Annotated in this window: 7 protein-coding genes; 4 read left to right on the top strand and 3 right to left on the bottom strand. The window is 72.8% G+C overall.

Features of this window, described 5'->3' with window-relative positions; translation table 11 throughout:
- Positions 1–307: 307 nt before the first annotated feature.
- On the bottom strand, positions 308–1,900 hold the full coding sequence (locus ACFYT4_RS00355; RefSeq protein ID WP_389263725.1) for a glycosyltransferase family 4 protein: 1,593 nt from the start codon (positions 1,898–1,900) through the stop codon (positions 308–310).
- Positions 1,901–2,241: 341 nt separating this feature from the next.
- Between ACFYT4_RS00355 and wecB the strand changes: the two genes are divergently transcribed.
- The 4 genes from wecB (at position 2,242) to ACFYT4_RS00335 (ending at position 10,184) form a co-directional block, all read left to right on the top strand.
- The gene (gene wecB / locus ACFYT4_RS00350) at positions 2,242–3,327 is read left to right on the top strand and encodes a non-hydrolyzing UDP-N-acetylglucosamine 2-epimerase (protein WP_389263723.1); all 1,086 of its coding nucleotides are present in this window, start codon (positions 2,242–2,244) and stop codon (positions 3,325–3,327) included.
- 37 nt (positions 3,328–3,364) lie between these two features.
- Entirely contained in the window at positions 3,365–4,813 is a 1,449-nt protein-coding gene (locus tag ACFYT4_RS00345) for a glycosyl transferase (protein WP_389263721.1), read from the top strand.
- Positions 4,810–6,939 (top strand): hypothetical protein, encoded by a 2,130-nt coding sequence (locus ACFYT4_RS00340; RefSeq protein ID WP_389263719.1) that lies wholly within the window; start codon positions 4,810–4,812, stop codon positions 6,937–6,939. Before ACFYT4_RS00345 ends, ACFYT4_RS00340 begins: the two co-directional genes overlap by 4 nt.
- A gap of 794 nt (positions 6,940–7,733) precedes the next feature.
- Entirely contained in the window at positions 7,734–10,184 is a 2,451-nt protein-coding gene (locus ACFYT4_RS00335; protein WP_389263717.1) for a glycosyl transferase family 1, read from the top strand.
- Between the two features lie 106 nt (positions 10,185–10,290).
- Here ACFYT4_RS00335 and ACFYT4_RS00330 read toward each other — a convergent pair whose 3' ends face one another.
- On the bottom strand, positions 10,291–11,574 hold the full coding sequence (locus ACFYT4_RS00330; protein ID WP_389263715.1) for a nucleotide sugar dehydrogenase: 1,284 nt from the start codon (positions 11,572–11,574) through the stop codon (positions 10,291–10,293).
- Positions 11,571–13,217, bottom strand: coding sequence for a glycosyltransferase family 2 protein (locus tag ACFYT4_RS00325; protein WP_389263713.1), 1,647 nt, complete (start codon positions 13,215–13,217; stop codon positions 11,571–11,573). The genes ACFYT4_RS00330 and ACFYT4_RS00325 overlap by 4 nt, the downstream gene beginning before the upstream one ends.
- Positions 13,218–13,244 lie beyond the last annotated feature (27 nt).

The following is a 13,244-nucleotide window of genomic DNA, read 5'->3' as shown; positions in this document are numbered from 1 at the left end:
CGCCGAAAAACTATCATGGCGTCATGCGCGGCCACGGCCCGAGCCATGGCGCCCGGCCCGCCGCCGGGAGGCCGGGGCACGGGGTCCGCCGCCGGTCAACACCGTTTCGCGACGGGGGGGTTGCGGGCCGCACCCGGCCCCGTATCCCACCGCGTCCCGCCCGTCCGGTTCCGATCGGTTCCGTCCGCCACGGCGCGTACGGTCCGCCCGGTGCCGTCCGCAGGACCGGTCGTCCCGGAGACGGGAGCGGCCCCGTCCCCCGGAATTCGCCGAGAAGGGGGCGGGGCCGGATCCCTGACGGCGGGAGTCAGCCGAGCTTCGGACGGTCCGGCAGGAGCTTGCTGTAGACCTCGTCGAGGACCTCGCCCTGGCGCTCCCAGGTCCAGCCCTCCAGCAGACCGGGCTTCTCGTACGCCTTCCGGTAGCGGCCGGGGTCGGCGAGCACCGCCTTCACGGCGCGGATGTAGTCCTCCGTGTCCTGGGCGCGGAAGACCTCGCCCTGGCCGGTCTTCTCCACCATCGCGGCCATGGTGCGGATGTCGCTGACGATCAGCGGCAGCCGGGCGTGCGAGTACTCGAAGAACTTGTTGCTCAGCGCCAGTTCGTGGTTGGGCAGATGGTGCAGCGGGCTGACCGCCGCGTCCGCCGACGACAGGAACTCGGGCACCTGCCAGTGCGGCACGAACGGCAGGACGTGGGCCCGGTCGCCGACGCCCAGCTCCTCGATCAGCTCCTCGATCTTGCGGAGCGCGGGGAACCGCTTGCCCGGCGGGATGGAGACCAGGGCGACATGCACATCGGGCAGCGACGGCAGCGCCTCGATGATCGTCTCCACACCGCGCACCGGGTTGATGCCGCCGACGTACGCGAGCAGCGGGGTGTCCTTGTCGATGCCGCACAGTTCGCGCAGGTCCGGCACCGGCTCCGCCTCGGCGAGCTCCTCGGGGGCCGGGTTCATGACCGGCGCGTTGAGGACGACGGCCGGCATCTCCTTGAGCTTGTGGTCCTTCTTCAGCAGTTCGGCGAGCGTCGGGGAGACGGTGATCGCCGCGTCGGCGAACGGTACGTGCTCCTTCTCCCACGCGATGTGCGCCAGCAGCCAGCGGCTGTGGGGCGAGTGCAGCCCGGGCACGTACTCATGCGCGTCCCACACCAGCTTCACCCGCCGCCCGGCCGCCCGGCCGCGCACCGCGGCCCGCGCGCCCACACCGAGCATGCGGAAGTCGTGCGCGTGGATGATGTCGGGCTTCAGCTCGTCGATGTGGTGGGCGAAGGTCAGCTCGAAGTCCCACAGATAGGGCATCAGCGAACGCCAGGCGCGCTCACCGCGCAGCTTCTGCCACATCGCCGTCGTGGCGCGGTCGATCGGCGCCGACAGGTCCTTGCGGCTGGCGCGCAGCCGACGGGTCTGGCGGGCGCGCAGGCCGACCCACTTGCTGTACACCTTGGCGCTGACGCGCGGGACGACCAGGCGCAGCGGGGAGCCGCCCGCGCTCCTGGCGCCCGGTCCGTCCGCGGCCTCGGCGGCGCGGCGGAAGTTCAGGTCGGACCGCCACGCCTTGGCGGCCTGCATGCGGTACTTGGCGTGGTCGTCGCTGCGGTAGGCGAGCGGCTGGCGCAGCAGTGGGCGGCGCAGTTCGAAGCGGTGGCGACCCATCGGGGAGGGCTTGGGCACCAGACGGACCTCGGCGTGGCCGATGTTCCACGAGTGGTGCTCCCGGTTGGGAGAGAGCCCGAAGAGAACGACATCCCACCCGGCGTCCGCCGCGGACCTGGCAGCCTTCTGGACCCGCGAGTCGTTGCGGACGGTGTTGTCGACGAGCATGACGACCCGCCCCCGGGTTCTCCGGGCCTCCGTGGCGCTGTCGAGCTCCATGTACATGCCTTCCTCGATCTCCATGCGACGCCTGCGCGGCAGCCGGTACACACTGGCTTTTCGTGGCTCACTGCGGCGAAGGGAGCATACCGTCCCGGGCAAAGGTGCTATGAACGACACAGCTGCCGTGTCCATTGTCGCCGAGGAGCGCACGCTCCCGTACTGCCGCGGCCGGGGCCGGTTTTGCGGACGGTGCCCGACCGTGCCGGACGGGGGGCCGGGTCGCCGCGGCGACGCGAGCCGGTTTTCCGGACCCTCGTACCATGGGTCGGCAGGTGCGCCCTCCGGCGCCGGATCCCCTCGCCGCGCTTATCCCGTTTATCCCGTTCGTCCTGTTCATCCCGTTCGCAAGGAGCAGTACCACCGTGAAGGTCCTCAGTGTCGTAGGGGCTCGCCCCCAGCTGGTCAAGCTCGCCCCGATCGCGGCGGCCTTCGCCGGCACTCCCCATGACCATGTGATCGTGCACACGGGTCAGCACTACGACGCCGATCTGTCCGACGTCTTCTTCTCGGGTCTGAACATCCCCGACCCGGATGTGCACCTCGGCGTGGGCTCCGGCAGCCACGGGGTCCAGACCGGTGCCGTCCTCGCGGCCATGGACAAGGTCCTGGAACAGGAGCGCCCCGACTGGGTCCTCGTCTACGGCGACACCAACTCGACGCTGGCGGGCGCCCTGTCCGCGGTGAAGCTGCACTACCGGGTGGCGCACCTGGAGGCGGGCCTGCGCTCCTTCAACCGCCGTATGCCCGAGGAGCACAACCGGGTCATGACGGACCACGCGGCCGATCTGCTGCTCGCCCCCACCGAGGAGGCCATGCGCCACCTGGCGTCCGAGGGCCTGGCCGAGCGTTCCGTCCTGGTCGGCGATGTGATGGTCGACGTGTGCCTGCGCATCCGTGACGCGGTACTGGCCGGAGAGCACCCGCTGCCGGAACTGCCGGAGGGCATCGACCCCGAGGCGCCGTATCTCGTCTCCACGCTGCACCGCGCGGAGAACACGGACGACCCGGAGCGGCTGGCCGGGCTGCTGGACTCGCTGGCCGAGCTGCCGGTGCCGGTGGCGCTGCTGGCGCACCCGCGGCTGATCGCCCGCGCCGAGAGCTACGGACTCAAGCTCAGCCGCGGCAATCTGCACGTCGGCCGCCCCCTGCCGTACGCCGGTCTCGTCGCCGCGGTGCTGCGCTCCGCCGGCGTGGTCACCGACTCGGGCGGTCTCCAGAAGGAGGCGTTCCTCCTCGGCCGCGCCTGCACCACGCTGCGCCCGGAGACCGAGTGGGTGGAGACCCTGGAGAACCGCTGGAACCAGCTCGTGCCCGACCCGCGCGGCCTCGGCCGGGACGCCTGGACCGAGACGGCGACCCGCCCCGCCCCCGACAGCGAGCGGGGCGAGCCGTACGGCGACGGCGAGGCCGCCCGCCGTGTCGTCCAGGTCCTCGCCGACCAGAACTGACCCTCCTGCCCGGCCCTGAAGACAGCGGAGTTCCCCCTTGCGCAATCCGATCAAGCGTCTCAGCTCACGTGGGCGCGACAACCAGCCCATGGCCCGCCGGGGCGGCCCGGCCCCGGTCACCGAGCCCGGCCGGCCGCATCTGATCTATCTGGCGATCGGCTTCCCGCCGGCGGCGAAGAGCTGCGCGTACCGCATGCGCGAGACGGCGAACCAGTTCATCGCCCAGGGCTGGGACGTGACCGTGGTGACGATCCTGGAGGAGAGCTGGGAGCGGGAGTACGGTCTCGACCACACGCTCTCCGAGGCGGTCGACCCGCGCACCAGCATCGTCGAACTGCCGCTGGTGCGCGAGGACTTGGAGACGGACATCCGCCGCTTCACGGAGAAGCGCGCGCTCCAGCCCACCCAGTGGGCGCTGCGTGAGCGGGAGAGCCATCTCAAGCACTTCCCGGAGCCGGTGTTCGGCGGCTGGCGCGACGAGTTGGAGCGCGCGGTCGTCGACGTCCACCGGGAGCGCCCGGCGGATCTGCTGGTGGCGAGCTGTGCGCCGTATGTGAATCTCGCCGCCGCGTGGAAGCTGTGGGAGACGCACAAGGTCCCGTACGCCATCGACTTCCGCGACGGCTGGTCCGTCGATGTGATCGGCGGCGGCGAGGCGTTCGAGCACGACTCGGTGTCCGGCCGCTGGGAGTCGAAGGTCCTCGGCGACGCGATCGGCATCTGGTGTGTCAACGACCCGATCGCCGACTTCTACCGGGACCGCTACCCGGAACTGGCCCACCGGGTCCACGTCGTGCGCAACGGCTTCGACAAGGACAGCCTGCCGCCGGTCACCTCCGTGCCCAGGAAGGACGAGGGCCTGGTCTTCGGCTACCTGGGGTCGGTCAACTTCAAGCCGGTCTTCCTGGAGACGGTGCTGAACGCGTGGCGCGCGGCGCGGGAGCGGGACCCGCTGGTGGCGCGCTCCCGGTTCGAGATCCGCGGGCACATCGGCGCGGGCGCCAGCCGTGAGGCCAACAAGCACATGGATCTGATCCGGGCGGCCGAGCCGGACGGGGTCACCTTCGGCGGGCCGGTGCCCAAGGCCGAGGTCGCCGCCACGTACAACAGCTGGGACGCGCTCGTCCTGATGCTCGTCGGCGGCCGGTTCGTCACCTCGGGCAAGGTGTACGAGTTCATGGCGTCGGGCCTGCCGGTGCTCTCGGCCCACGAGAGCGACCACGACGCGTCGGCCATGCTGGAGGGCCACCCGCTGTGGACGGGGGCGGGCGGCCTGGACGAGGAGTTCCTCACCGAGGCGTTCTGCTCCGCGGCGCGGATGGCCGTGGAGGCCGACGACGAACAGCGGCGGGCGGCCCGCGACCACGCGGCCCGGTTCGCCCGGGACGCGGTGATGGAGCCCGCCGTACGGCAGCTCGTCGAGGCGCGGAACGACGGCGAGCGGTCCGGCCGCGCGGGCGCCCGGGCGGAGAGTGTGCAGGCGTGATCGAGGTACTGCTGGTCGCGTCCACCGCCCCGCGCGCCGAGAATCTCGCGGCGGCGGTGCGCGACCTCGCGAAGAGCGGCGAGGTACGGGTCCGGCTGGCCGGGTTCCCCCCGCTGGACGAACTGCCCGACGCCGAGGGCCTGGTGTCACGGCAGTCGTTCTCGGGAGGCGCCGCCAAGGGCAAGCAGGCCGCCGCCCGCAGGGCCAAGGACGGCGGCCCGGTGTGGCTGGCCGCCCAGCGGGACACCGCCCTGCTCGCCGTCGCCCGCAGGGCGAAGGTGATCGTGGCCCTGGACATCCAGGCCGTCTACACGGTCTGGCGGCTGGCGCGGATCAACCGCGCCGCCCACGCCTGTTACGGGGTCGCCGCGGCCTCCCGTGCCGTCGCCGACCGCAGCTCCCGCGCCGGGCACTATCTGCGCGCCGACTTCGTCGCCTCGCTGCCCCGGGCGGGCGCCGTCGCGCGCGGCGCCCGCCGCCGGGCCCTGCGCGCCCCCAAGGCGGTCGCGCGGGGCGCGATCGGCCCGAGGGTGCTGCGCACGGGCCCCGGCGCCCGGCTGTGGCGGGCCGCCGTGACCGCTCCCGGGCTGCCCGAGGGCGTGCGCTTCAAGCTCGCGCGCCGGGTCGGCGAGGGCATGCGCAAGGCGAACCGCCCCGGAGGCGCGGTGCTCGCCCTCACCTCGGCCGCGCGGCGCACCCGCGACCCGCGCCACCGCGCCCAGCTGCTGGGCGACGCGGCCCGGCTCGATCTGGCCCGCGGACAGGTGCCGAAGGGGCTCGCCGACGCGGTGAAGGCCGAACTCGCGTGTGCCGACACCCTGTTGGCGGCGGGGAAGAACAAGCCCGCCGCCGCGTCGGTGATGCGGGCGATGGGCCTGGTCTTCCACCGGGTCCTGCACTTCGACCGCACGGAGTCACCGCTCGCCGACGCCCCCGAGAGCTTTCCGTCACCCCTGTGGCACAGCTCCGCGGTCACCGCGCTGTCCCGGCCCGGCGGGCGGGCGGCCCCCGCCGCCGCCCCGCCCGTGGGACGGCCGCTGCGGCTGCTGTTCGCGGTCCGCCGCAACGACCACTTCCTCGGCGAGATCCGCGACCGCTACGAGAACCACCCGGACGTCGAGGTCCGTACGCTCGACGTGGCGGACGACCCCGCGCTCGCCAAGGTCTCCGCGGACCGGGTGGCGGAGTTCCGGCTCGGCGGCGCGCCGGAGGTCGGCGAGCTGCTGGAGCGGCATCTGCGGCCCCATCTGGACTGGGCGGACACGGTGTTCGTCGACTGGATGACCGTTCCCGCCGCCCTGTTCACGGCCGTGGACCCGGGCACCACCCGGATCGTCGTACGGCTGCACAGCTATGAGACCTTCAGCGCCTGGCCGTATCTCACGGACCTCTCGCGGGTCGACGACCTGATCTTCGTGGGCGCGCATCTGCGGGATCTGACGGTGACGGCGGTCCCGCAGCTGCGGGAGGCGCACGCGCCGGCGCTGCACGTCATCCCGAACGCGATGGACCTGGCCTCCTACGACCTGCCCAAGGACGCCGAGGCGCGGTTCACGCTGGCCCTGATCGGTATCTCGGCCGTGGCGAAGGACCCGCGCTGGGCGATCGACGTGCTGCGGTTGCTGCGGGAGTCGGACGAGCGCTACCGGCTGTTCCTGATCGGCTCGGACGTCGACGCCCGGCTGAGCGCGGCGTCCAAGGCGTATGCGCGGGAGTACGAGAAGGACCTCGCCGGACTGGAGGACGCGGGGGCGGTCCGCCGACTCGGGCAGCTCGACGACGTTCCGGCCGCGCTGACCGGCGTCGGGGTGATCCTGAGCTCGTCGGTCCGGGAGAGCTTCCATTGCGGCTTCGTGGAGGGCGCGGCGAGCGGCGCGGTGCCGGTGGGCCGGGACTGGCCGTTCTTCGCCCGCGGTGCCACGGGAGCGCGGACCCTCTTCCCCCAGGACTGGGTGGTCGCCTCCCCGCGTGAGGCCGCCGACCGGATCCTGGCGCTGACCGGCTCCGAGGAGGTCTGGCGCAAGCAGGCGCGGATGGCGTCCGAGCACGCCATCGCCACCTGGGACTGGCCGGTGGTGGCCGAGAAGTTCGACCACCTCCTGCTGGGCGCTCCGGAGCGGCGGTAGCCCCGCCCCGGGCCCCCGCGTCCACCGGACCTTGGCGGACCGGGGCGGGACGCGGGGGCACCCGCGAGGGCGGGCCACAGGCGCCGGGGGCGCGGCGGCGGTCCTCTCCGGCGCCGGGAGCGCGCGGCGACACGGGCCCGGAGGCCGTCCCGGACCCGCCCGCGCCCCGCGCCCGGCCGTCCGGACCGTGGCGCCCGCGCCCGGACGCCCGCCACATACCCGGACGCACCGGACACCGCGTTCCGCGCTGCCCACTCCCGAGTGCCCGCCGCGGACGGCGTCCGGCACGGCTCCCCGGCTCATGCCGGACATCCGGTCCTTCCGGTCGCGCACCGGCCCCCCACCCGTGACACCGAGCGCGCCCGGCCGGCTCCGGGACCCGGGACCCGGCCCCGGGATCAGGACACCGCACCACGACACCCGTGACACGGACCGGGCAGACCCCGCCCTCCGGGGTCCCGCGCCCGGCTCCCCCGGGACCCGCGGGGGCCGCCGCGGCGCATCCACCGGAACGCCCACCGCACCCGCCGCATCGTATGAAAAACCGCCTTCTCCCGGGCGCTACCCCCTTCGAGGGATCACCCGACACTCGTGGGGCGGACGGATATGTCCGGGTCTACCGTGAGTTCCCGATACATGCCTCGGAACAACACTCCCGGCCCCCACCCCCGGAACGCTAATATGACTTGTTGCCCCGCCTGGTCCCGGCCTCCACGCCGCGCGGGTTCGCGGGAGGGTGTCGAAGCCTGCGGGCCGTCCCCAACCACTACCGCTCCCCGGCAGGAGAGGCCTCGATGCCCCCGTCCGCAACGCCTGCCCGTCTGGTCATCCTGACGACCGACGGCGATATCGCTCCCGGTGACCGAACAGGCCGCACCGCGCTCGCCGCGGCACGGGCGGGCTGGGACGTCACCGTGCTCTGCCCCGGTGACGGATCGCGGACGGAGCGCGGCTCCCTCGGATCCGTCTCCGTCGTCCGGGTGCCCGTCGGCACGGCGCTGCGCGACCGGGCGGCCCGCACCGGGCCGGGGCACCGGCTGCGGCGGCTGACACAGCTGGGACTTCCCGACCGGGAGGCGTACGACCGGACACGCGCCGCACACCAGGCATGGGTACGGGTCACCAGCGCGCGGGCCGCGGAGACCGCCGGCCCCGCCCGGACGACGCTCAAGGCGTGGATGCGGCTGCGGCGTACCGCGCACCGGGTCCGCTGCGATGTGTTCCGCTGGGAGGAACGGCGCGACCGCAAGCCCGCCCGCGGCGACTGGGCCACCCGCTGGCCCGCCCTGCTCGACCGGGACGTCGCCCTGGGCCCCGTACTGGAGAAGCTGCGGCCCGCCGTCGTCCTCGTCGTGGGCGCGGGCCTGCTGGCCACCGCCTCCATCAGCGCCACCCGGCTCAGGACGCTCGGCCTCTCCACCCGCTGGGCGTACGAGGCCGTGTGGGCCGACCGGGATCCCGCCGCCCCGGACGCGGACGTGCTGGACGCGCTGGTACGGGAGTTCGCCGGGAAGGCGGACGCCGTCACCGCCGCGCTGCCCGCTCTCGCCGAAGGGGTGGTCCCGCCGGACCGTGTCCTGGTCGTACCGGAAGCGCCCTGGGCCTCCGCCGCGGCCACGGGCGGGCATCCGCAGCCGGCCGTACGCGATCTGTGCGGGCTGCACGGCGCGGGACCCCTGTGGGTGTGGCCCGCCGACCATCCGCTGGCACCGTCGCCCGTCGCGGTCGTCGGCGCGCTCGCCGAACTGAACGACCACCATCTCGCCGTTCTGGGCGACCGCGGCGCCGCCCCGGTGAAGGAACTGCTGCGCCTCGCCGACGAGGCCGGGTTAAGGGACCGGGTGCATCTGCCGGCGCCGCCCGGGGACGGACCCGGACAGGCGGCCGCCTATCTCGCCTCCGCCGACATCGCGGTCGTGGGCCCCGACCCGGGACTGCCCGGCCTGCCGGAACGCGACCTGCTGGCCGCGCGCTACGGACTGGCCGGACTGCGTCTGATCCGCGCGGGCGACCAGCCGCGCGACCTCGCCAAGGCCGTCGTCGAGGGCATCGCCGCCGGACGGCCGTCCGCCCGGACCTGGGAGGAGAACGTCGCCCCCCTGCTGGACCGCTTCGCGGAGCTGGCCGGACACCCCGCCCTCGAACCGATCGCCGTCGCCCCGGAGGCACCCCGGCGGCCCGTCCCCATCTGGACGCCCCTCAGCCCTGACACCCCCGTCCGGCTCACCCTCGGCCCCGCCAACTACGCGGGCCAGCTCTCCTCCTTCGCCCACGCGATCTGCCGCTCCCGCCCCGACGTCTCGGCGCAGGTGATCACGGCGGCCGCCGCGGCCGGCGGCTTCAGGTACCCCGCGGACGTCCGTCTCGACTCCTCCCGGCTCGGCCGCCTCACGGTCCAGCTGGAGCAGATCGAGCGGGTCTTCGCCCACTCGACCCATGTCCTCGCCGACGCGTTCCACCCGTTGCTGGGCCGCTTCAACGGCAATCACATCGAAGGCGATCTGCCCGCCCTGCTGCGCCCGGGGCTCAAGGTCGCGCTGCTCGCCCACGGCAGCGAGGTACGCCACCCCGGCCGGCACCGGGAGCGGCACCCGAACTCGCACTTCCACGACGCGCCCGAGGGACTCGCGGAGCGGCTGACCGCGGTCGCCGAACGCAACCGCTCCCTCGTCGAACGCACCGGGCTGCCCGCCTTCGTCACCACGCCCGATCTCCTGGACGACCTCCCCACCGCGACCTGGGCCCCCCTGGTCGTCAACGTGGACGCCTTCGCCTGCGACCGGCCCGTCATGGAGCGCGCCAGGCCCGTCGTGCTGCACGCCCCCTCCACCCGCTGGACCAAGGGCACCGACCGGGTCCTGCCGGTGCTGCATGAACTGCACGAGCGCCGGGTCATCGAGTTCCGGCTCGCCGAGGGGGTCGAGTGGGCCGGGATGCGGGAGATGGTGCGTGACTGCGACATCGTCGTCGACCAGTTCGCGATCGGCAGTTACGGCACCTTCGCCTGCGAGGGCATGGCGGCGGGCAAACCGGTCGTCGCCTATCTGACGGACAGCGTCCGCGAGCGGTACGCCCCGGAGCTGCCCATCGTGAACGCCACCCCGAAGACCCTCCGCGCGACGCTGGAGTCCCTGCTCGACGACCGTACGGCCACGGCGGAACTGGGCATACGCTCGGCCGCGTTCGCCCGAGAGTTCCACGACGGCACGAAGACGGCCTCGGTGCTGGCCGAGTTCCTGACGTAACGCGCGGAACGGGGCCGGAGCAGCGGCCGGACACCCGCAGAGGCGGTCACCCCGGTGGGGGTGACCGCCTCCCGCGGGTCCGGGCCGTGCGGGCCGTCCGGTCCGCTCAGCCGCCGATGACGACGCGGCGGACGCCGCTCCAGCGCGCCGGGTCGGTGGTGCGGCGGCCGTCGACCAGCACGGTGACGTCCGGCAGGTCGGAGGAGGCCAGCTCACGGTACTCGGCGTGGTCGGCCTGGAGGACCGCGGCGGTGACCTTCTCCCCCTGGTGGGGGGTGAGGCCGTGCGCGGCCAGCTCCTCGGCCGTGTACATCGGGTCGGAGACGTACGGCACCGCGCCGCGCGCCTTCAGGGCCTCGACGGTCCCGAAGACACCCGAGAACGCGGTCTCCTTGACGCCACCGCGGTAGGCGGCGCCCAGCACCAGGACGTTCACGTCCTTCAGCTCGCCGTAGGCGGCGGCCAGCAGATCGACGGCGTACTCCGGCATGGCGGCGTTGGCCTCACGGGCCGAGCGCACGACGGTCGCCTCCGGGTCGTTCCACAGGTACATCCGCGGGTAGATCGGGATGCAGTGGCCGCCGACGGCGATACCGGGCTGGTGGATGTGGCTGTACGGCTGCGAGTTGCAGGCCTCGATGACCTTCTTGACGTCGATGCCGTTCTTGTCGGCGAAGCGCGCGAACTGGTTCGCCAGGCCGATGTTGACATCGCGGTAGGTGGTCTCGGCGAGCTTCGCCAGCTCGGACGCCTCGGCGGTGCCCAGGTCCCACACGCCGTTCGGCTGCGCCAGGTCCTCGCGCTCGTCGAAGTCCAGCACCTGCTCGTAGAACTCGACGCCGTGCTTCGCGGACGCCTCGTCGATACCGCCGACGAGCTTCGGGTAGCGGCGCAGATCGGCGAAGACCCGGCCGGTGAGCACCCGCTCGGGGGAGAAGACCAGGTGGAAGTCCTTGCCGGCGGTCAGGCCGGAGCCCTCCTCCAGCATCGGCGCCCAGCGGTTGCGGGTGGTGCCGACCGGCAGGGTCGTCTCGTACGAGACCAGGGTGCCGGGCTTGAGGCCCTTGGCGATCGCCCGGGTGGCCGAGTCCATCCAGCCGAAGTCGGGGGTGCCCTCGGCGTCCACGAACAGCGGGACGACGACCACGACGGCCTCGGACCGCGCGACGGCGGCGGCGGTGTCGGTGGTCGCGGACAGCAGGCCCGCGTCGACCGTCTGCTTGAGCTTGACGTCGAGGTCGTGCTCGCCGGGGAACGGCTCGGTGCCGGCGTTGACCAGCTCGACGACCTTCTCGTTGACGTCCGCGCCGATGACCTTGTGGCCCTTGGCGGCGAACTGCACGGCGAGCGGGAGGCCGATCTTGCCGAGTGCGACTACACAGATATTCATCGGGTCAGTTTCCTCTTCACACGGGACAGCACGTGGCGCAGTCGCTTGCCCACGCCGGGCGACGGCTCCCAGAGCGGAGCCGTACCGATCACCAGCCTGCCCCTGCGGTCACCGGCGGCGGAGACCCGGTACGGGATCCTCTCGCGCCAGCGCCTGGCCAGAGGCAGCGGCCGGTCCTTCGTCTTCACGGGAATCTCATAGGTAGCGCCCACCATGTCCACATAGACACGGGCCCCCAGGGAGGCGCGCCGCGGCGGCAGCGGGAACGTCGCCCCCAGTACCGTACCGGCGCCGTCGTCGCTCATCTCGCGGGTCGGCCCGTCTCCGGACGCGGGAAGCGCGGCGCCCTCCGGCAGCCTCCGGCCGCCGGGCTTGTCGGCGCTCCTGGGCATCGCGTCGGGTGCCAGCCGCAGCGAGAGGGCACCCGGATCGCCGACGACCGGGACCCGGGCGGTGAGCGAGACGGCCATGTTCCCGCCCCGCTCACCGGTCTGCTCCCAGGCCGCGTCCAGCAGCCCGGTACCCTCGGCCAGCAGCGCGGGCAGGCCCTCGTCGCCGATGACCTCGAAGAGGCGGTCGGGCAGGCCGAGCCGGCGGTCGCGGAAGCCCGGATACCGGGCGTACACCCGACCGTCCTCGATGAGGAAGGTCACCGGACCGCCGCTGATCGCGTCCACCAGCTCGTCGAGCGCGCCCCGCTGGGCGAGACCGATACGGACCCGCCGCTTGACGTCCATGGAGTCCCGGAGCGCGTCCGTGAAGTACAGATCGGCGAGCGCGGCGATCCCGGCGCAGACGTCCCGCTGGGTCTCGGGCTCCAGAGCCGGGAAGTCGTCCTGGACCAGCTTGGCCAGCTCCCAGGTGAAATGCCGCTTGAAGACGGCGTCCCGCCGGGGCCCGGCCTCGATCAGCGCGGCGGCGTGCCGCATGATGTCGGCCGTGCAGCGCAGCCGCGCGAGATGGCTGGCGCGATAGGTGATGTTGGAGGCGTCACCACGCTTGACCGCGTAGTAGCAGACGTAGTCGGCGAGTACGGAGATCTTCTCCGCCCTCACCAGCGCCTCGATGGTGAACGGCTGGTCGGAACCGACCGGCATGTCCTCGGGGAAGCGCAGCTTGTGCGCCTCGACCGGCTCCCGCCGGAACAGTTTGGTGTTGGCCAGCGTGAAGGGCAGCGCCGAGTCGTAGAGACTGACGTCCGGGTCGCTCTTCTTGTACAGCGCCTGGTGCACATAGCGGCCGTTGGTGCCGACCATCTTGCCGACGACGACGTCCGAGCCGTGCTTGTCGCCGTACGCGACCATGCGCTCCAGGGCCTCTTTGCCGAGGTAGTCGTCGGAGCCCATGAAGTACACATAGCGCCCCGAGGCGATCTCCAGACCTCGGTTGCTGGGGGCCGCGGGGCCTCCGGAGTTGGCCTGGTGGACGACCTTGACCGAGTTCGGGTACTTCGCCGCGAAGCGGTCGAGTTCACGTGCGCTGTCGTCGGTCGAGCCGTCGTCCACTGCCACGATCTCCAGGCGGCCCAGACCTATGGACTGTTTCACCAGGGAGTTCAGACAGTCCGTGAGATACGGCATCGTGTTGTAGACGGCGATGACGACACTGACGTCCGGCACCCGGACGTCAGAGGTTCTGCCCATCCCCCGCTCCCTGCCTCACTCGGGTGT

Origin of the sequence: Streptomyces sp. NPDC004609, assembly GCF_042873655.1 — a bacterium.
Taxonomy (GTDB): Bacteria; Actinomycetota; Actinomycetes; order Streptomycetales; family Streptomycetaceae; genus Streptomyces.
This window is presented reverse-complemented; position numbering and strand designations above follow the sequence as displayed.

Excerpts from the sequence above, each read along its gene's own strand:
- ACFYT4_RS00330 (WP_389263715.1), bottom strand. The coding sequence starts at position 11,574 with ATGAATATCTGTGTAGTCGCACTCGGCAAGATCGGCCTCCCGCTCGCC.
- ACFYT4_RS00325 (WP_389263713.1), bottom strand. The coding sequence starts at position 13,217 with ATGGGCAGAACCTCTGACGTCCGGGTGCCGGACGTCAGTGTCGTCATC.
- ACFYT4_RS00335 (WP_389263717.1), top strand. The coding sequence starts at position 7,734 with ATGCCCCCGTCCGCAACGCCTGCCCGTCTGGTCATCCTGACGACCGAC.
- ACFYT4_RS00355 (WP_389263725.1), bottom strand. The coding sequence starts at position 1,900 with ATGGAGATCGAGGAAGGCATGTACATGGAGCTCGACAGCGCCACGGAG.